The 18,871-nt window shown below is 37.9% G+C and carries 19 protein-coding genes and 1 pseudogene; 15 read left to right on the forward strand and 5 right to left on the reverse strand.

Going from position 1 to position 18,871, the window contains the following annotated elements:
• Positions 1 to 44 precede the first annotated feature (44 nt).
• The 5 genes from FN817_RS04950 (at position 45) to FN817_RS04970 (ending at position 3,417) form a co-directional block, all read left to right on the forward strand.
• Positions 45 to 473 carry a rhodanese-like domain-containing protein gene (locus tag FN817_RS04950; RefSeq protein ID WP_142716971.1) on the forward strand — a complete coding sequence of 143 codons (429 nt, stop codon included), beginning with the start codon at positions 45 to 47 and terminating at the stop codon, positions 471 to 473.
• Between the two features lies 1 nt (position 474).
• Complete coding sequence (locus tag FN817_RS04955) at positions 475 to 978, forward strand: TlpA family protein disulfide reductase (RefSeq protein WP_228451475.1); 504 nt, start codon at positions 475 to 477, stop codon at positions 976 to 978.
• Between the two features lie 128 nt (positions 979 to 1,106).
• Entirely contained in the window at positions 1,107 to 1,514 is a 408-nt protein-coding gene (locus tag FN817_RS04960) for a DoxX family membrane protein (RefSeq protein WP_142716973.1), read from the forward strand.
• Positions 1,515 to 1,652: 138 nt separating this feature from the next.
• Positions 1,653 to 2,735, forward strand: coding sequence for a sensor histidine kinase (locus FN817_RS04965; RefSeq protein ID WP_142716974.1), 1,083 nt, complete (start codon positions 1,653 to 1,655; stop codon positions 2,733 to 2,735).
• Positions 2,716 to 3,417 (forward strand): LytR/AlgR family response regulator transcription factor, encoded by a 702-nt coding sequence (locus tag FN817_RS04970; RefSeq protein ID WP_142716975.1) that lies wholly within the window; start codon positions 2,716 to 2,718, stop codon positions 3,415 to 3,417. The genes FN817_RS04965 and FN817_RS04970 overlap by 20 nt, the downstream gene beginning before the upstream one ends.
• 381 nt (positions 3,418 to 3,798) lie before the next feature.
• On the opposite strand, the gene FN817_RS04975 is transcribed toward FN817_RS04970, so the two are convergent.
• Positions 3,799 to 3,975: a DMT family transporter gene (locus FN817_RS04975; RefSeq protein ID WP_142716976.1), complete on the reverse strand. Its 177-nt coding sequence runs from the start codon at positions 3,973 to 3,975 to the stop codon at positions 3,799 to 3,801.
• 110 nt (positions 3,976 to 4,085) lie between these two features.
• Between FN817_RS04975 and mug the strand changes: the two genes are divergently transcribed.
• Positions 4,086 to 4,589, forward strand: coding sequence for a G/U mismatch-specific DNA glycosylase (gene mug / locus FN817_RS04980; protein ID WP_142716977.1), 504 nt, complete (start codon positions 4,086 to 4,088; stop codon positions 4,587 to 4,589).
• 3 nt (positions 4,590 to 4,592) lie between these two features.
• Here mug and FN817_RS04985 read toward each other — a convergent pair whose 3' ends face one another.
• Positions 4,593 to 5,198, reverse strand: coding sequence for a DNA-3-methyladenine glycosylase (locus FN817_RS04985; protein WP_142716978.1), 606 nt, complete (start codon positions 5,196 to 5,198; stop codon positions 4,593 to 4,595).
• A 119-nt stretch (positions 5,199 to 5,317) separates the two neighbouring features.
• Between FN817_RS04985 and FN817_RS04990 the strand changes: the two genes are divergently transcribed.
• Both FN817_RS04990 and FN817_RS04995 read left to right on the forward strand, forming a co-directional pair.
• A complete protein-coding gene (locus FN817_RS04990) occupies positions 5,318 to 5,746 on the forward strand; it encodes a hypothetical protein (RefSeq protein WP_142716979.1) in 429 nt (142 codons plus the stop codon).
• 129 nt (positions 5,747 to 5,875) lie between these two features.
• On the forward strand, positions 5,876 to 6,439 hold the full coding sequence (locus FN817_RS04995; RefSeq protein WP_142716980.1) for an outer membrane beta-barrel protein: 564 nt from the start codon (positions 5,876 to 5,878) through the stop codon (positions 6,437 to 6,439).
• A 72-nt stretch (positions 6,440 to 6,511) separates the two neighbouring features.
• Here FN817_RS04995 and FN817_RS23575 read toward each other — a convergent pair whose 3' ends face one another.
• From FN817_RS23575 to FN817_RS05005, 3 genes and pseudogenes are all read right to left on the reverse strand, one after another.
• A complete protein-coding gene (locus tag FN817_RS23575) occupies positions 6,512 to 7,174 on the reverse strand; it encodes an alpha/beta hydrolase family protein (protein WP_394345032.1) in 663 nt (220 codons plus the stop codon).
• Positions 7,175 to 7,414: 240 nt separating this feature from the next.
• A pseudogene (locus FN817_RS23580) lies at positions 7,415 to 8,683 on the reverse strand (DPP IV N-terminal domain-containing protein); the annotation flags it as partial.
• Between the two features lie 12 nt (positions 8,684 to 8,695).
• Entirely contained in the window at positions 8,696 to 10,090 is a 1,395-nt protein-coding gene (locus FN817_RS05005) for an aminopeptidase P family protein (protein WP_142716982.1), read from the reverse strand.
• Between the two features lie 174 nt (positions 10,091 to 10,264).
• On the opposite strand from FN817_RS05005, the gene FN817_RS05010 reads away from it, so the two are divergent.
• The 7 genes from FN817_RS05010 (at position 10,265) to FN817_RS05040 (ending at position 18,847) form a co-directional block, all read left to right on the forward strand.
• Positions 10,265 to 11,149, forward strand: a complete 885-nt coding sequence (locus tag FN817_RS05010) for a helix-turn-helix domain-containing protein (protein ID WP_142716983.1) — start codon at positions 10,265 to 10,267, stop codon at positions 11,147 to 11,149.
• An 88-nt stretch (positions 11,150 to 11,237) separates the two neighbouring features.
• Positions 11,238 to 12,161 carry a dihydrodipicolinate synthase family protein gene (locus FN817_RS05015; RefSeq protein ID WP_142716984.1) on the forward strand — a complete coding sequence of 308 codons (924 nt, stop codon included), beginning with the start codon at positions 11,238 to 11,240 and terminating at the stop codon, positions 12,159 to 12,161.
• Positions 12,158 to 13,648: an aldehyde dehydrogenase (NADP(+)) gene (locus FN817_RS05020; protein ID WP_142716985.1), complete on the forward strand. Its 1,491-nt coding sequence runs from the start codon at positions 12,158 to 12,160 to the stop codon at positions 13,646 to 13,648. Before FN817_RS05015 ends, FN817_RS05020 begins: the two co-directional genes overlap by 4 nt.
• Positions 13,645 to 14,643 carry a 4-hydroxyproline epimerase gene (locus FN817_RS05025; RefSeq protein ID WP_142716986.1) on the forward strand — a complete coding sequence of 333 codons (999 nt, stop codon included), beginning with the start codon at positions 13,645 to 13,647 and terminating at the stop codon, positions 14,641 to 14,643. The genes FN817_RS05020 and FN817_RS05025 overlap by 4 nt, the downstream gene beginning before the upstream one ends.
• Positions 14,644 to 14,651: 8 nt before the next feature.
• The gene (locus tag FN817_RS05030; RefSeq protein WP_142716987.1) at positions 14,652 to 15,917 is read left to right on the forward strand and encodes an NAD(P)/FAD-dependent oxidoreductase; all 1,266 of its coding nucleotides are present in this window, start codon (positions 14,652 to 14,654) and stop codon (positions 15,915 to 15,917) included.
• An 83-nt stretch (positions 15,918 to 16,000) separates the two neighbouring features.
• Positions 16,001 to 18,148, forward strand: coding sequence for a M43 family zinc metalloprotease (locus tag FN817_RS05035; protein ID WP_142716988.1), 2,148 nt, complete (start codon positions 16,001 to 16,003; stop codon positions 18,146 to 18,148).
• Between the two features lie 207 nt (positions 18,149 to 18,355).
• Positions 18,356 to 18,847, forward strand: a complete 492-nt coding sequence (locus tag FN817_RS05040; protein ID WP_142716989.1) for a GNAT family N-acetyltransferase — start codon at positions 18,356 to 18,358, stop codon at positions 18,845 to 18,847.
• The last annotated feature ends 24 nt before the right edge of the window (positions 18,848 to 18,871 follow it).

Raw genomic sequence — 18,871 nt, forward strand, 5'->3', positions numbered from 1 at the left:
GTAAACCTCTATAAAACATTTCTATCTTTGTGAAAAATAGAAGTATGAAGTATTTGTTTATCGTTGCTTGCTTTGTCTGTTCCATTTTCAGCCAGGCACAGCAAAAACAGGATCCATGGAAAGACAGCCAGCTGATGGATCCGGCGTTACTGGCTTCCCGGATCGAAAAGCATAAAACTAAAGATCTGGTAATCATTTCGGTGGGTCCTGAAGCGATCATCAAAGGTTCCGTAGACATCGGACCAACACATGAGCCTGAAAACCTGGAAAAACTGAGAAACTATCTGAAAGACATTCCTAAAAACAGAGAAATCGTAATCTACTGCGGATGCTGTCCTTTTGTAAAATGTCCTAATATACGTCCTGCTTTTGCTTTACTGATGGAAATGGGTTTTAAAAATGCAAAGCTTTTAAATCTTCCGAAAAACATCAAAACAGACTGGCTGGATAAAGATTATCCTACAAATGATTAATATGAAGACTGGTTTTACCCTATTATTTTTAACATTTTTCTCAGGATTTATTGCTGCCCAAAGTGCAATAGAAGTAGGAAAGAAGGCTCCTGAAATTACCATGACCAAAGCAGACGGAACTCCATTTTCCCTTTCAACATTAAAAGGAAAGGTAGTTCTGATTGATTTCTGGGCAACCTGGTGCGCCCCTTGTGTAGAAGAGCAGCCTGAGCTGAAAACATTATACGATACCTATTCTGAACAGGTTAAAAACAATACGTTTGAAATTCTGGGAGTTTCTTTAGATAAAAATAAGGAAAGCTGGCAGAAAGCAATTGACAGATTTAATATCAAATGGATACAGATCAGTGATTTAAAGTTCTGGAAAAGCCCTGTAGCGAAGTTGTATGAAGTTGATGAACTTCCTTTTAATGCCATCATCGACGGACAGGGAACGATTTTAGCTAAAAACCTTCACGGTAAGGAGCTGGAAGAGTTTTTAAAGAAAACTTTAAGTCAGAATTAAGAATATAAAATCTTGCAGATATTGAAAGAGTGGTACATAAATTACCGCTCTTTATTTTTTATATACGTTACAAAGTAATTGATATACAGTATACAACAAGCCTTTCTTTCGTTTTATAGCTTTGAAGAATGAAAAAAAGTGTCTTCCTCCGCCTGGGGCTATCAGTGATATTGCTGATGCATAGTGTGATTTCCATTTTTAGTGGAGATGTTAATAATTTTGGACATTTTTATCTGGATAGTATAGGATTCAGCCCCATTGGAACTTATATGGCATGGGTTGTAAAACTCACTCATCTTTTCTCTGTGCCGTTACTTTGGTTTGACCGATACATAAAGCCAGTAGCTATTGCTAATATTATCATTTTTATTTTTGGAATCTACTTCGTACATTGGCAAAATGGCTGGTTTGTAGTGGGAGGCGGAACAAACGGCATTGAGTTCAATGTCTTGCTGATCTTCAGCTTTCTGAATCTTATGTATCCCGAAATCAATTTTAAAAAGCAGAACCGTATTCCCCATGAAAAGGATATTTAAGTCTTCTGGAAATCCGCAGTTTTTTAAAATTTTCCTTAGTAACAATTCAAAACTGTAGTTTGTAGATCGTTACCTTAATTTGGTCAACATATATTTCTATATTTGATTGAACAAACAGTAATTTGTACTCCTAAAATCATGATCAACCTGAAACCATACAAAAGATCTAAGTGGCAGATTCATTTGCTTTTTTGGATATTGTATTATATTCTGGAGGTTTACCTTGACTTTTACTGGTCCAGGTATCAGTTTCCGGATTTCAAATGGCAGATAAGACTTCAGAACACCCTGATCCTTGAGCTAGGTTATCTTTTGATCAAAATACCTCTTGCTTATACTTTACTGTATGTATTTGAAAAGATTTATATTAAATTGATTTTCAAATACTTTTTCTATGTTTTCATCCTGTTCACAGCTGTTGTAGGACATCGTTTTTTAACACATTATATTATTTATCCTTATATCTATGGTGTTGCAGAGACTCTGGATGGAAAGTATCCGTCAGGGTTTATCAATGGTTATGTGGCATTCAATTCTTTTATGGACCTGATTTTTATGGTGGGCCTGATTTTCGGAGTCGAAATTACCCGGCAGAAAAATCTTCTGAAAAAACAGATCTCTCAATTGAAGTCTGAAAAGCTGGATCAGGAACTTACTATGCTGAAAGCACAGATCAATCCTCATTTTCTGTTTAACACCCTCAATAATATTTATGGAATGGCTCTGAAAAAAGCTGATGAAACTCCGGATGTTATTCTTCAGCTTTCCAAGATAATGCGGTATAATATCTATGAAGCAGCAGAAAAAAGCATTTCTATAGCCAAGGACATTGAAAATATCAAGGATTTCATACAGATCCAGAAAATCCGGCATCGTCATCTTACCATAAATTTTACGGAAGATATTGACCAGCCTTCTCAGGAAATTTCACCGCTGATCCTGATACAGTTTGTTGAAAATGCTTTCAAACATGGAGTTTCTGAAAGCTTAGGAGAGACATTTATTACCATCAATATCCGGTTGAAAAACGGAATTCTAACTTATGTCATAGAAAATTCCAAAGAAGAAAAACCCAATACGCATTCCACAAAAATAGGCCAGAAAAATATCAGGAGACAGCTTGAACTGCTTTACCCTCAACACACTCTTTCTGTGGAAGATCAAAACAACCGCTATATTGTAACATTAATTATAGATTTCTATGACGCACCAAATCTCTAAAAAATACAACTGTATTATCGTAGAAGACGAGCCCATTGCAGCAGAAATTCTGGAAAGTTTTATCTCCAGGGATCAGGAGCTGAATCTGGTAGGAAAATGTGCCGATGCCATATATGCCAGCAGTCTTTTAAATATTCATGAGGTGGATCTGATGTTTTTGGATCTCCATCTTCCCGTGGTAAAAGGCTTTGACTTTCTGAGGAAAATAAAAAATCCCCCATTCGTAATTGTTACCACTGCTTATCATCAGTATGCTGTAGAAGGCTACGAACTTGATATTGCAGATTATCTGATGAAACCTATTCCATATGAGCGTTTTCAGACTGCGATCGGGAAGTTCAAACATTTAATGGAGGCGGAGGATGCATTACTGGAAGTATCTGAACGTGATCATATCTTCATCAATAGCGGGAAAAAGCAGATTAAAATTATTCTGCAGGATATTTTCTACATCGAGAGCTTAAGAGAATATATTCACATTCATACAAAAGCAGAAACTTTCACTTTTAAAATGCCCATCAGTAAAATAGAAGAGGTTTTAAATCCTAAAATGTTTGCCCGTATTCATAAATCGTATATCATTTCAAAAGCCAAAATAGAAGTTAAATCAGCCAACATCATCCAGATTAGGGGGAAAAACCTTCCGGTGGGAAGGACATATAAGCCGTTGTTGGAGCTTTAAGTGGGAAGTGTTTAAACCACCCCGTCAAAAATTTTTAAATTTTTGCCACCCCTCCGAGGGAGGGGAATTTTCAGCCGTTCAATTCAAAATTCAGGAAACCGGCAGTTTTGCAGTTTCTGTTTCACAGTTTATAATTTTAGTAGATTTTATCGCGTTGTTGATATATATCTTTGACTCAATTCTTCACTTTTTGTTCAAATTTACCTAACAAAAGATATTTTCATTCATGATAAAAAATCAAAAAAAAATGATACTCATAGAATTATAGAGAACCAAATGAGATAAATGTGGTTAGTTTATTATGCTAATGTTGAATGATGATTGGCTTAATGATTAGTGATAATCTTAAGCCAATTTCTTTTTCAGGAGGAATATTTTATTTTAAAATATTTTAAGTCCAACTATTCCTGCAACAATCAGTAGTGCAGAGAGCAATCGTAAAATGCTTGCTGAGTCATGAAAAAACAGAATTTCCACCAATAAAGTTCCTACAGCACCAATTCCGGTCCAAACAGCATAAGCTGTTCCAATAGGGATACTTTTCTGGTTGTGAACCATTCAATATTCCATAATAAATGTGACTCTCAATATCCCTAATATTGATATCTTTATATTATGAAAAAGAGAAGACAAAGATCTCTTATTTTCTATATACTATTATCTCAATTATGCTAACAGATATCATTACAGCTCATCTTAACGTTCTTTTTTGTGGAATTAATCCCGGATTAAAATCATCAGATGACGGACATCATTTTTCGGGAAAGAGTAACCGTTTTTGGAAAGTCCTTCATCAGTCGGGTTTTACTTCTTATCAAATTGAAGCGGTGAATGATACTTCTATCCTGGATTTCGGGCTGGGGCTCACCACTGCTGTAGCAAGAGCAACTTCCCGTGCTGATGAACTTTCAAAAGGAGAGTTTGACAATGCTTTGGATGCATTTAAAACAAAAATAACAGAATATAAACCTCAATATATTGCTTTTCTCGGCAAAGCTGCTTACAAAGCTTTCTCTAAAAAGAAAGAAATTCTATGGGGACTGCAGGCAGAAGATTTCTGTGGAGCAAAAGTGTGGGTTTTGCCCAATACCAGCGGTTTGAACCGGGGATTTTCTCTTGATCAGCTGGTTGCTTATTATAAGGAGTTTTATCTTACACTTCACAAACCGTAATGGTTATATTGTATTCGGTTTGCTTACATATTTATTTCCTTTCACAAAGAACCGCCAGGGTAAAAGGGCATCTTCCTGTGCATACGCAACGCCTATACGGGGCACTTTTATAATATCATCAGAAGGATATCGAATGCCGTGATCTTCAATCCATATTTCATTTCCATCCAGATCTTTTTTATTAAAAGATTGATCAATACCTAAAGCTTTGGCTGCAGATCCGGGGCCGGAAGAAATAGCCGCCTTATCAACTGACATATTCCGTCTGAGTTCCATGATGTTTTTTCCTATCAGTGGCTCAACAGCTCTGATTAACACAGCGTGAGGCTCATCTTTTACAGAAGTTACAACATTGAACAGATGATGAATTCCGTAACATAAATAAACATAGGAAACACCGCCATGACTGTACAACGTTTCTGTGCGGTTGGTCCGTCTGCCGCCATACGCATGGGAGGCTTTATCCAGAACTCCGAAATAGGCTTCTGTTTCTACAATAATTCCGGCAGTTACTTCATCATTGATCTCTGTAAAAAGAACTTTTCCCAGAAGATCCTGAGCGAGAAAAAGAACGTCTTGATTAGAGTAATAGGAGAGTGGCAGTTTCAAAGGAATGATTTTATGAATTTAACAGGTTAAAAATAAGGATATAAAAACAATTTTCATAGAGTTAAACAGATTGTCACTACATTTGATTATGAATTTCATTCACCCCCAAAAACAAAATTATGATGAAAGCTTTTAATCTGACGCTGTTTATGGTCACTTTTTGTCTGACAGCATTACCATTCAGTATTCCTTATCAGCAGTCTTATCAAAAAATGATTGTCGGGAAGTGGCAGCCAGTACTTTCTATCACTGAAGGTATTGAAGCAAACGGAAAACGAACGGGAAAGACTCATTCAAAATTCAGCAGCAAAGATATCATGCAGTTTAATGCCGATGGCTCTATTATTGATGGCGGACAGCTTTATTTTTCGTATTCACTGGATCCTGATCATAAGACGTTATCTTTATTTGATGGGAGTAACTCTGAGAAAAAATTTGAAATCATTCAGCTAGACAAAACAGCAATGAAAATAGTAATGAAAGACGTTGATAAATACAAAGGAGAGCTCTTTCCTATAACCTGGACCATTGCATTTAAAAGAAGATAAAACGAAAACCAACATTTCTCTGTAACCTTTCAAAAGAGCTAATATCTTTAACCATATTTTAAGTGAGTTCTAATTGTATTCTAATGCAATAAAGCTCTACTGCTGCATTATTAGCTTTAATTTTGCAAAATGGAAAAGAAAAATTTATGTACCACTTTATGTAAAACTACCTGCTTGTTATTATTAATTGTTGGCAGCAACTTTATTAAGGCCCAAAGTAAGGGAAGCTCAGAACTAAAAATTGCCTATGGACTTGGAACGACCACAGATTTTCTTAATGCTTTCACCAGTGTGTTTACATTCGGTTATGGCCCTTATGAGACAAGAAATTCCGGGGCTTTTGTTGTTGAATATAACTATGCAATAAAGGATAAATGGATTATTGGGACAGACCTCGCATACCAACAGGTAACGAGAGAATATTCCGATAAATCAACGGAAAAATCACACAATTATACTTTTGCCGTAAAAAGTAATTACAACTATATATCCAAGCCAAAATTTCGCATGTATTCCGGATTGGGATTAGGATTAACATTGGAAAAGAGTAGGAATCCTGTACAAAATATCTCACATTTTAATTATCAGCTTACAGGACTGGGAATTAGATTAGGAGGCAGATTGGGAGTAAATGCTGAAGTAGGTTTTGGATATAAAGGAATAGGAAATGTAGGGCTGGCTTACAGTTTATAATAAGCAGGATCAATATTCATTACCTCTGTTTAAAAGAAAAACCAGATAATTTGATATCTGGTTTTTTCTTTTCTATCTTCCTCCGGGAGGACAGTGTTCTTTCAAATATTTTGTAAATAGAGTAGCAAGGTGCTCTGACGTACCTTCTCCTTCATCAATAGAGTGTGTACGGTTAGGATAAGACATCAGTTGAAACTGTTTGTTGTATTTTACCAGTTCGTTGATATATACTTCCGTATTCTGATAATGCACATTATCATCACCTGTTCCATGAACCAGTAAAAGATTTCCTTTTAGATTTTTAGCATAAGCCAGTGGAGATCCATTCACAAAATCTTCTCTGTTTTCCTGTGGAAGCCCCATATATCTTTCCTGATAGATATTGTCATAGAACAACTGGTTGGCCACCGGAGCAATAGCAATCCCGGTCTGGTAAATATCAGGATATTGTCCCAAAAGGTTCAGGGTAGAAGAACCTCCGCCGCTCCAGCCCCATACGGCAACCCTTGAAGTATCTGCATAAGGCCATTTTGCGAATAAAGCTTTAGCTCCCATTGCCTGATCACGGATATTAAGCTGTCCTATTTTACGATAAATGGATTTTCTCCATTCACGTCCTCTTGGAGATGGTGTTCCGCGGTTTTCAAGGGAAACATACAGGTAGCCGTCTTCCGCCATATCTCCAACGTATAATTGATTCCAGCCTGTATAGAAACCGTCTGTTACTGTTTGCATTGCCGGTTCTCCATAGACTGTGAAAACAACCGGATATTTTTTATTAGGATCAAAATTTTTAGGCTTTACCACCCATCCGTCCAATGTAACGCCATCCTGTGTGGTAATCTGGAAAAACTCTGTTTTAGACTTTGCAGGATCTGCTTTTGCTGTTCTTTTGGCGGCAACCAGTTCTTTATGTTCCGGAAGTGATATTACCGAACCCATTGAAATGGCATTAACGCTGTTATTGGTGAACATCGCGATCTTCCCATTGGGTGATATTGTGTATGTATTGGAACCTGTATAAGCTTCAGGGGTTACTTTTTGTGCTTTTCCTCCTTTCATACTTACTTTATACAGGTATTTCTGAGTCGCATTATTGGGTGATGCTGAAAAGTAAATCTGTTTATTCTGAACATCAAAAAACTCAGGTTTTATCACATCGAAAGCCTCTTTTGTAATCAATGTTGCCTTACCGCTCATATCTATTTTATAAATATGTCTCCATCCGTCTTTTTCAGAAAGCCAAAGGAATTCCTTTCCATTCTCTATCCAGTCCCAGCCACTTGGGTCATTATCGTTCCAACGGGATTTGATATCAATCCATGCAGCATCTGTTTCCGTATGAATAGTCTTACTGCTGCCGGAGCTGGCATCTGCCACGATGATTTTACTTTGATTCTGCTTTCTGTTCAGCTGCTGGAGGATAACAGATTTAGAATCCAGTACCCATTCCATTCTCGGAATATAGTTTTGCATTTCATCTCCTGCAATATCTGCTTTCTTTGAAGATTTAGAAGCAAGATCATAGAACCAAATGCTGCATCCTGAAGGATTTTCTCCTACTTTCGGATACTCTACAGGAACTGTAAATGAATACAGACTGTCTGTATTATTGATCATCAGGAAGTTTTTTGTACCTCTTGCATCCAGCTTCCAGTAAGCAATTTTGTTACCGTCGGGTGACCATCGGAAACCATCCTGAGTTCCAAATTCCTCTTCATATACCCAATCGAAAGTACCGTTGATCATGCCATCTGTACCATCTGTAGTGATTTTGGTCATCTGGTTGTTTGAAAGGTCTTCAACATACATATTATGCTTGGATACATACGCTACTTTTTTTCCATCCGGGGAATACTTTGCAAACATCAGCGATGAAGAAGGCAGACCTTTTCCAAGCTGGGTAAGCTTTTTAGTATTTTTGTCGAAAATCCAGTAATCTCCACGGGTATTGTCTCTCCATACTTTTCGGGTATTGGCAAAGAGTAATAAACTTTTGTCATCTGGAGATACCTGAAAGCTTTGTACCTGCAGTGGTTCAGAGTTTCCCGCAGGAACAAGTTCATTGCTGTTTAAAAGTGTCTGGTCTTTTCCGGGATGCAGTACATCAACAATTTCAACCCCCTTTTTAGTAAATGAATAATAAGCATTACCATCCGGAGTCCACTGTGTTTTTTGTGCAGCCAATGGCGACAGACACAGGAAGTATAATGCAATAACGGTTAGTTTTTTTATATTCTTCATAGTTAGTATGGATTAAGCTAAGTGTTCAGCTCTGTAATTCTCAATTTCTTCAACTGTTTTTATTAATCCGTTCCCAAGAAGCCTGTATCCGTCATCTGTAATCAGGAAATCATCTTCCACACGGATTCCTCCAAAATTTCGGTATTCATTAACTGTATCGTAATTGATAAAATCTGCATTTTTATTTTCAGCCTGCCAGATATCTATCAGTTCCGGGATCATATAAATACCGGGTTCAACCGTTACTACAAATCCGGACTCAAGAGCCTTTCCTAAACGTAAAGATTTAAGGCCGAATGTTTTGGTATCTTTTGGTTCTTCTTCGGTATAGCCAATGTATTGCTCTCCGAGATCTTCCATATCATGTACATCAAGTCCCATCATATGTCCCAATCCGCATTGGAAAAATAGGGTATGGGCATGGTTTTTTACCGCTTCTTCAGGATTTCCTTTCATCAATCCAAGATCAATAAGACCTTCCACAAGATGCTGAGAAGCTTTCAAATGAATATCCTTGAATCTAACACCCGGTTTCAGAAGTTGTTGTGCATTATTAAAAGCATTCAGAACCACTTCATACATTTCCTTTTGTTTTGTACTAAAAGTTTTGCTCACAGGAAATGTTCTGGTAAGGTCGCCCGCATATCCCATTGCCGTTTCCGCTCCAGAATCATTAAGGAAAAGATCTCCCTCTTTCAAAGTATTGAGGCGATAATGATTATGCAGAATTCCTCCGTTTATGGTTACAATCGGAGGATAAGACATCTGACATTCTTTATTGGCAGCCAGGTATTGAATGGCATTGGCTATTTCATATTCTTTAATGCCCGGTTTTGCAGTCCGCATTGCCAGCAAATGCATTTCATTGGATACATTCACTGCCTGTTCTATCTGCACTATTTCCTGAGACTCTTTTATAGAACGCTGCTTCACAATGGCTTTAATCATCTCTGCAGAAGGCTGTAATGCAGCTATTTTAAGACCAAGAAGATCGGCAAGTAAAATTTTATTGAAAGACTGATACGGAGGAAGATAATGTACCTTTCTGCCGGAAGTCTGTGCTTTTAGAATATATTGGGCAAGTTCTGCATACGGCATGGTTTCCTGTACTCCGGATTTCAGACTTTTTTCTTTCAGGGTTTCCTGTCTGCCCATCCATACGATATCATCTATACTTAATTCATCTCCGAAAATAATGGTCTTATTCTCATCAATATCAATAATGCCCGCAATATGGGGTTCCTGGATTCCGAAATAATATAAATAGGTACTGTCCTGACGGAAATAATAAGGATTGTGTTCAAAATTCACAGGATTCTCTATATTTCCCAGAAACAATAAAATTCCGCCCGATACATTACTTTGTAAAACGGCTCTTCTATCTTGGTAGGTTTGTGTTGAAAACATATTATGAATACTTTTTAATTTAAAGCTTTAAAGTTACGATTTTGTACTATTGACCGCTCTTTATTTACTAAAATAAAGAATAATGTAAAGTTTGGATTTTAATATGATATCCAGTGTTCATATTTTGCTTAAATTCGGTCATATTTTAACCTTTTACATCAAAATATTGGTTCTATGAAGAGTCTTCAGTTTTCAGTCCCTGCTGACACCAACAAAAGTATCCGTATTCAGGAAGATATAATGCCCAATTTTTATCCTTACTTCCATCGGCATACGGAAACCCAGATCATGTGGATTCTTAAAGGACATGGAACACTGGCCATAGAACAAAATCTCTTTAATTTTGAGGCTGGTGATATTTTCTATCTGGGAGCTAACCAATCACACGTCTTCCGGGGTAATTTTGATAAGGATGAAAAACAAAAAGTTCATTCCATCTCTATATTTTTTGATCCATATAAAAAGATCGCTGCATTTTTTGACTTACCGGAATTTGGAGAACTTAAAAATTTTATAGCCCATTCAGAAGTCGGTTTCCAGGTCGCCCCTAAATTAAAAATAAGTATCGGGGAAAACATTGCAGCCTTACAAAAAACAGAAGGAGTAGAGCAGGTCATAGATTTTATCAGGATTTTAAACCATCTTATGCAAAACAGGCATCTGCATATTCCCTTATCTTCAGAAAAGAATCTGCCCAATCACATTTCAGATTATGATCAAAGAATTATAGATGCCCAAACCTTTATTAAGAAGAATTTTGCCCAGCAGAAACTCACCCTTGATCTGATTGCGAAAGAAGCTTGTATGACTCCACAGGCATTTTGCAGATCTTTTAAAAAACGTACCAGAATTACCTATATTCAATATCTTAATGAATTACGAGTGCAGAGAGCCTGTAGATTATTAACCTCCAGCAGCATGTACAACATTTCTTCCGTTGCTTTTAACAGCGGGTTCACCAGTCTTACGAACTTTAACCGGGTATTTAAATCCATCATGAAGTACTCTCCAAATGAATATCTGAAGCATTATAAAGAGGCTACTACAGACCACGAATAATCACATGTTAAAATACGGTTAGAATACATTAAAATATTAACATTTACCGTTATAAAATTCACTTAGTTTTGAATAAATATTATTTGATATGAGTACAAAACTAAACTGGGAAGGTATTTATCCTGCTGTATTAACTCCTTTTACCAAAGAAGGTGAGATAGACTTTGAAATGTTTGCTCTCAATACAGAAACCCAGATTAAAGCAGGCGTTCATGGAATTATCCTTGCAGGAACATTAGGGGAAGCCAGTGCACTGGAAACTGAAGAAAAATTTGAGTTGCTGAAATATGCAAAAAAGATAATACAGGGAAGAATTCCGGTTATTCTTAATCTTTCTGAAAATACAACCAAAAATGCGGTACAATTCGCTCAAAAAGCTAAGGAATGGGGTGCTGACGGACTTATGCTGCTTCCTCCTATGCGGTATAAAGCAGACAGCCGTGAAGTGGTAGAATATTTTAAAGCAGTAGCAGCTGCTACAGATCTTCCTATCCTCATTTATAACAACCCTGTAGATTACGGAATATACGTCACCCTAGAAATGTTTGAGGAGCTTATTGACTGTCCAACTATTCAGGCTGTTAAAGAATCTACAAGAGATCTCGCGAATGTAACCAGAATGATTAATCGTTTTGGAAAAAGAATAAAAATTCTTGGCGGGGTAGATACCATTTGCCTGGAAACCCTGATGCTTGGTGCAGATGGCCTTGTAGCCGGTCTTGTAGACGCTTTCCCTAATGAAACTATGGCAATGTACAACTCCGTTAAAGCAGGTAAATATGACAAAGCTGTAGCAATCTACAGATGGTTTATGCCATTACTGGAACTTGATATTCACCCAAAGCTTATTCAGTACATCAAGCTGGCTGCTACAGCGGAAGGGATAAGCAGTCCTTATGTAAGAGCTCCGCGTCTTGAACTTCATGGGGAGGAAGCTGAAAGAATTCAAAAAATTATTGAAGAAGGTATAGCCAACCGCCCGATACTATTAACTCCAGAAAAACAAATATGATTGAAGAAGCATCAAAAGAAAATATTGATAGGAGAATTCAGATGGCTGCCGATGCCTATCAGTTTCTTAAAAATACCACTGTAAAAGAACGGGCGGCTTTTATGAACACAGTTGCTGATCAGATTGAAGCATTGGGAGAAGAACTTCTGACAACGGCCCATACTGAAACCTCACTGCCTTTAGCCAGACTTACCGGAGAAAAGGCAAGAACCGCAGGACAATGGAGAAGCTATGCAAAAGCTGTAGCCACAGGAATATATGCAGAACCGAGGATTGATCTTGCTCAGCCTGACAAGCAAAAAGGAGACCTCAGAAAATACAATGTAGGCATAGGACCTGTGGTTGTTTTCGGGGCAAGTAATTTTCCCTTTGCTTTTTCTACAGCGGGTGGTGATACGGCGAGTGCCATTGGAGCAGGCTGTCCTGTTATTGTAAAAGCGCATCCGGCACACCCTAAGGTTTCTCAATTAATGGCTGATACCATAACAGCTGCTGTGAAAGAATTTGGATGGCCTGAAGGAATCTTTAGCCATATTACCGGAACATCCTATGATATCGGGGCTTATTTGGTTCAGCATCAAGAGATCCGAGCCGTTGCGTTTACAGGTTCATTTACCGGAGGAAAAGCTTTGTTCGATATGGCACACCATCGTAAAGATCCCATTCCCGTTTTTGCAGAAATGGGCAGCATCAATCCTGTATTTGCCCTGCCGGATTTGCTTGAAAACAGAGCAGAAGCGTTCGCTAAAGAATATCTTTCATCCTTAACATTAGGAGTGGGACAATTCTGTACCAATCCGGGAGTATGCATTGCTCTTAAAGGAGAAGCTCTGGACCGTTTTATCGATACCCTGAAAAACGGAATTCAGGAAACGGTTCCCGCAAAGATGCTTCACAAAGGAATCTATGAAAGTTTTGAAAAACATAAAACCATTGCAGCAGAACAGCCGGAAGTATATATTCTTGCAACAGCAGATACAGAAATTGATGAATGGCAGGGAGGTGCTATGGTAATAGAAACCAGCGCCCAAAACTTTATAAAAAATCCTGTGCTGAGTGAAGAGGTATTCGGACCTTTTGGGATCATTGTAACTTGTGAAACCCAGCAAGAAATGATGGAAATTGCTCAACAATTGAAAGGACAATTAACAATTACCATAGCTGCTACCGATGAAGATGCCCGGAATAACCTTACGCTGATCAATCTTCTGAAGGATAAATGTGGAAGATTACTATTCAACGGAATGCCTACAGGAGTAGAAGTTGTTTATGCCATGCACCATGGAGGCCCTTTTCCTTCCACTACTGATTCCCGTTTTACCTCCGTAGGACCGGATGCTGTCAGGAGATTTATCCGTCCTGTTTCTTTCCAAAACTGGCCGGATGAATTTTTACCTGAAGAGCTGAAGAATGAAAATCCGTTACAGATCAGCAGAATAGTAGATGGAGAAGTCAATTCAGAATCATTAAAATTACAAACCACATGAACAGAACATTCTTTTGTATAGATTCACACACCTGTGGCTGCCCTGTACGTCTTGTAGCAGGAGGAGGTCCTATTCTAAAAGGAAAATCCATGATGGAACGTCGCCTTCATTTTATGAAAGAATACGACTGGATCCGGAAAGGGCTCATGTTTGAACCCCGTGGCCATGATATGATGAGTGGAAGTATTTTGTATCCGCCTTTTGACGAAGAAAACGATATCGGAGTTTTATATATTGAAACCAGCGGATGTCTTCCCATGTGCGGGCACGGAACGATAGGTACAGTAACAATTGCCATAGAAGAAGGTCTTATTTTTCCTAAAATTCCCGGAAAACTGCGCCTTGAAACACCTGCAGGACTTATTCTTATTGATTATGTACAGGAAGGCAAAAAAGTAACTTCTGTAAAACTGACCAACGTAAAATCCTTTCTGTATGCTGAAAATCTGGAAGTTGATTGTCCGGATCTCGGAGTAATAAAAGCGGATGTAGCTTATGGAGGGAACTTCTATGCGATTATAGATCCTCAGGAAAATTTCAGAGATATTTCTGATTTTACAGCCAGCCAGCTTATTCATTATGGAAAGATTATCAGAAAATTACTCAATGACAAGTATGAATTTATTCATCCTGAGAATGAACATATTACCGGATTAAGCCATATTCAATGGACAGGAAACCCTACAGATCCTGAAGCAAGCGGGCGAAATGCTGTTTTAGTGGGAGAGAATGCCTTGGACCGTTCACCATGTGGAACAGGTACCTCTGCAAGAATGGCTCAATGGTATGCTAAAGGAAAATTAAAAGAAGGCGAAGAGTTTATCCATGAAAGCTATATCGGATCCCAGTTTATCGGGAGAATTGAAGGAACGGCTACTGTTGGCGGAAAACCGGCAATTATCCCTTCAGTAGAAGGCTGGGCAAGAATCACCGGTTATAATCATATTATTATTGATGATGAAGATCCTTACTGGCAGGGATTTCAGGTTATGTAAACAAACATATGACACAGAATAAAGGAAAAGCACTCATTATTGGTGCAGGAATAGCAGGTTTAAGCTCCGCCTATTACCTTGTAGAGAAAGGCTGGAGTGTAGAAATTCTGGAACAGAACGATCTTTCCAACAATTGTTCTTATGGCAATGCAGGAATGATTGTACCCAGCCACTTTACTCCGTTAGCGGCACCAGGTGTTGTGGCACAAGGAATCCGCTGGATGTTTGATAGCAAAAGTCCGTTTTATGTAAAGCCTTCATTGAGTTCTGACCTGTTTTCCTGGGGGATAAAATTCTTAAAACACTCCAACCAAAAGCATGTGGATCGCTCAGCAACAGCCATCAGAGACCTTAATCTGGCGAGCAGCATCCTCTACAACGAGATTGCCTCAAAGGATGAATTTGATTTTGAGCTTAATAAGAATGGTATTTTAATGCTTTATAAAACAGAGAAAGTTGCAGAAGAAGAGATAGAGCTTGCGCACAAAGCAACCAAGATGGGTTTACCCGTTGATATTCTGGATAAAAAAGATATTCAGGAACTCGAACCCAATGTTCAATTGGATGTTATCGGAGGGATCAATTATAAATGTGACGGCCATATGAATCCGATGAAACTGATGAAACAGATGATCTCTTATCTTAAAAAGAATGGTGTCACTTTTCATACTCATCACAAAGTAACCGGGTTTGAAAAATCAGGAAATAGGATTAAAGCCATAATTGCCAATGATAAAAAGTTTACAGCAGACCGTTTCGTCATGACCGGAGGCTCATTTCTCCCTGAACTGGCTCAGAAGGCAGGAATCAAAATTCAGTTAATGCCCGGAAAAGGATATTCATTTATGCATAAACCGGAAAATCCTCTTAATACCTTAGAGCATGCAGCTTTATTACTTGAAGCCAGAGTTGCAGTAACTCCGATGAATGGGCAGATCCGCTTCGGTGGAACGATGGAACTGGCTTCCCATCATGATACAATTAATATGAAAAGGGTAGAAGGGATCATCAGGTCTATTCCTCAATATTTACCTGACTTTCAGATTGAAAAACCCAAAGAACCTGAAATCTGGTTCGGCTACAGACCCTGTGCTCCGGATGGGCTGCCTTATCTGGGACAGTCTTCCAAACTCAAAAACCTGATTATCGCAGGCGGCGGTGGTATGATGGGTTTAAGTTTAGGACCTATTTTTGGAAAAATAGTTTCAGAACTTGCCAATGACCAAAAGCCAACGGTTGAGATAAAGATATTCAACCCTGAAAGATTTAATTAAAAAACATCACATAACACACACAAAATTATGCCTAAAACCATTTAAGTATTCAAATAATTTATTAACAACCAAATCCAAAAATCATGAAAAAATTTAAATTACTACTACTTGCTTCCCTATTTCCAATAATAGGTTTTGCTCAGGAAAACAGACCTCATGAGTGTAAAGCAGATGAAATGATGAAAAAACATTTTGAACTGCATCCTGAATCTAAGGCTGAATATGAAAATTTTGAAAAATTCACCAAAGATTTTGTAAAAAAAATGGAATCAAACAAAACTCCATTGAATAATAGGATCAACAATCCAACCTACATCATCCCTGTGGTTTTTCATGTGTATGGAGAATCTCAAAGTAATGTAAAAGTAAATTACCAAAAAGTAGTTGACTTACTGGAACAAATCAACTTAAATTTCAATGGAATTAACACGGATTCAAATACTGTGGATCCTGATTTCCAATCTATCAGATCAGCATTAAGCATTGAATTTCGATTAGCTAAAATTGATCCAACCGGAAAAGCAACAAGCGGAGTGGTATTTCATCCTTTCAAAGGTGGATATGGCAATGGAGGCGGGTATGATGCACAAATTGGTGCAGATGCATGGGATAATACAAAGTATATGAATGTGTATATACAAAATGATCTGTATGCTAATAAAGATTTATATCAATCAGGAGTTGCCTGGTATCCGGATTCATACATGACTTCAGTAAATACAGCCAGAGTTGTTTATAATGGACGTTATATATTTAATGCTGCAGGAACAGTGGCTTCAAACGAGTTTTCCGATACATTTACTCACGAATTCGGGCATTGGTTAAATCTTCAACACACGTTTAATGTTCCATGTTCAACTGCAAACCCAACTAATGATGGTGATGGAGTTGCTGACACCCCTGTAGAAAATACTTCTTCCGGATTAGGATGTTCAGCTGGAAACAATTGTCTTGGACAAAAAGTAAACGTTGAAAACTATATGGGATACAATGGTTCTTCCGGTTGTTATAAAATGTTTACCAATGGACAAGTTAACAGAATGCTGGCAGCATTAAACCATCCTTCGCGAATGAATTTATGGCAGCCTGCCAACTTAGCCGCAACCGGAGTTGCCAATACCCCGCCTAGATTAACCCTTAGCAACAGTACATTTACAGAGAACTTAAACAATAATGGAGGCGTATCATTAGATGGAACAGTAGCATCTGTCCCTACATCAACAATTACGCTAAAAGGAGCAACATTTGCCGTACCCAATGGAACAACTCTTACTGCAGGAACACATTTCACTTCTTCATTACCAGCAGGGCTAACAGCAGCTATAGCGGTTACAAGCCCTACTACTGCTACACTTACCATAAATGGTGCGGCAACCAGCCATCCTAAAAGTCAGGTCCTGAATTCATCAATTACGTTTCTAAATCCGGCTATAACAGGAGGCGTAACTTCATTAGGATCAACGACAGCTCTGGCATTAACTTTTTCTTACAAAGATCCCTATAAAATAGTTACAGGAACTCCTCTGGAAAGTTATGCCAACCCAACACCAACAACAGTAACCACCAACTCCGGGGCAACCTGGAAATATTTCATCATTAACCCGGAGCTTAGTGATGATGCAGGGTATGGCGCCTGGTACTATGGAGCCAATCAATTAAAATTGGAAACCTATTGGAAAGGATTAGTCTGCCAAACAGGAACACGAAATATCAGTTTAATTCCAGCCTGCACCACTATAACGAATGCAAATAATATAGGGTACCCAATTGGGACTCCCGGACAACTTGACGTGTACACCCCTACATACACTAACTGGTCTGGCCAAACCGCTTATGTTGGTTTTAGAAACCAATTCGAGGGCTACAATATTAACGGCTATTTCAAACTGACTGTTGGGGCCAATGGCTCAGGTTATTCTGTAACTGCGTTTGGATACAATACACAACCAAATGGCAGTATTACAACACCTTGTGCATTACCATTATCCACTGCAGACGTTGATACAATAAACCCAGAAACTTCTATCTATCCAAATCCGGTTTCTGATGTATTAAATATTAAAACAAAAGGGGAAATTAAGTCAATTTCTGTTTATGATATGTTTGGAAGAAAAATGAATGCTAAAGTTACGGGTGAGAAGGTTGATGTTAAACACTTCCTAAGCGGAACTTATGTAATTGATATTGAAACTTCTTTAGGGAAATCTTCCCAAAAATTCATTAAAAAATAGGATCAAATGCTAACTGTCAGTTTGGAAACGAACAAGCTGCATTCTTGATATAAACTTTTTAAATAGCAAAACACTTTTCTCAGAAATATGAATAATAGCTTAGTATTCATATGCAGTTAATTGGGCTTCATTGTAAGCCCAATTTTTTATTATATAGGTTCAGTTTCTGGTTTATTTGTGTACTTTTATTCTGTAATTACAATTCCAATGCATTATAAAAACAACACCATCATCATCCGTGAATTTACACCTGAAGAATTTCCTTTGTTTTCCACTCTTTTTGAAAATGAGAATGTTACCCGCTATCTGCCTTACAAAACTCCTGAAGAATATAAAGAAATGTTTGACAAAGCACTCTCAGACTATGAAACAGGACCATTCAGCAGATGGGGAATATTCGACACTCAGAATAACGGTTTTGTGGGAATGTGCCTGGCCAGAATCTTCCTTGATAATCCGGACCAGCTGGAAATAGGATATACTTTAGCAGAAAATTACTGGGGAAAAGGTCTTGGAACTGAGGTTTGCAAAGCCCTTGTTGAGTATTGTTTATCATTAAATCATCAGAAAGATATCGTTGCAGTAACCGATCTTGATAATATAGGTTCTCAGAAAGTTCTTCTGAACAACAACTTTAAAAGAATTGAAAACCTAAAACGGGAAGATAGGGAACTGGCTTACTTTATATTACAAAAATAGTAACAGATCCTGATCCTTAGAACT

It is taken from the genome of Chryseobacterium rhizoplanae (genome assembly GCF_900182655.1).
Lineage (GTDB): Bacteria > Bacteroidota > Bacteroidia > Flavobacteriales > Weeksellaceae > Chryseobacterium > Chryseobacterium rhizoplanae.

Excerpts from the sequence above, each read along its gene's own strand:
- FN817_RS04950 (WP_142716971.1), top strand. The coding sequence starts at position 45 with ATGAAGTATTTGTTTATCGTTGCTTGCTTTGTCTGTTCCATTTTCAGC.
- FN817_RS04955 (WP_228451475.1), top strand. The coding sequence starts at position 475 with ATGAAGACTGGTTTTACCCTATTATTTTTAACATTTTTCTCAGGATTT.
- FN817_RS04960 (WP_142716973.1), top strand. The coding sequence starts at position 1,107 with ATGAAAAAAAGTGTCTTCCTCCGCCTGGGGCTATCAGTGATATTGCTG.
- FN817_RS04965 (WP_142716974.1), top strand. The coding sequence starts at position 1,653 with ATGATCAACCTGAAACCATACAAAAGATCTAAGTGGCAGATTCATTTG.
- FN817_RS04970 (WP_142716975.1), top strand. The coding sequence starts at position 2,716 with ATGACGCACCAAATCTCTAAAAAATACAACTGTATTATCGTAGAAGAC.
- FN817_RS04975 (WP_142716976.1), bottom strand. The coding sequence starts at position 3,975 with ATGGTTCACAACCAGAAAAGTATCCCTATTGGAACAGCTTATGCTGTT.
- mug (WP_142716977.1), top strand. The coding sequence starts at position 4,086 with ATGCTAACAGATATCATTACAGCTCATCTTAACGTTCTTTTTTGTGGA.
- FN817_RS04990 (WP_142716979.1), top strand. The coding sequence starts at position 5,318 with ATGATGAAAGCTTTTAATCTGACGCTGTTTATGGTCACTTTTTGTCTG.
- FN817_RS04995 (WP_142716980.1), top strand. The coding sequence starts at position 5,876 with ATGGAAAAGAAAAATTTATGTACCACTTTATGTAAAACTACCTGCTTG.
- FN817_RS23575 (WP_394345032.1), bottom strand. The coding sequence starts at position 7,174 with ATGCAAACAGTAACAGACGGTTTCTATACAGGCTGGAATCAATTATAC.
- FN817_RS05005 (WP_142716982.1), bottom strand. The coding sequence starts at position 10,090 with ATGTTTTCAACACAAACCTACCAAGATAGAAGAGCCGTTTTACAAAGT.
- FN817_RS05010 (WP_142716983.1), top strand. The coding sequence starts at position 10,265 with ATGAAGAGTCTTCAGTTTTCAGTCCCTGCTGACACCAACAAAAGTATC.
- FN817_RS05015 (WP_142716984.1), top strand. The coding sequence starts at position 11,238 with ATGAGTACAAAACTAAACTGGGAAGGTATTTATCCTGCTGTATTAACT.
- FN817_RS05020 (WP_142716985.1), top strand. The coding sequence starts at position 12,158 with ATGATTGAAGAAGCATCAAAAGAAAATATTGATAGGAGAATTCAGATG.
- FN817_RS05025 (WP_142716986.1), top strand. The coding sequence starts at position 13,645 with ATGAACAGAACATTCTTTTGTATAGATTCACACACCTGTGGCTGCCCT.
- FN817_RS05030 (WP_142716987.1), top strand. The coding sequence starts at position 14,652 with ATGACACAGAATAAAGGAAAAGCACTCATTATTGGTGCAGGAATAGCA.
- FN817_RS05035 (WP_142716988.1), top strand. The coding sequence starts at position 16,001 with ATGAAAAAATTTAAATTACTACTACTTGCTTCCCTATTTCCAATAATA.
- FN817_RS05040 (WP_142716989.1), top strand. The coding sequence starts at position 18,356 with ATGCATTATAAAAACAACACCATCATCATCCGTGAATTTACACCTGAA.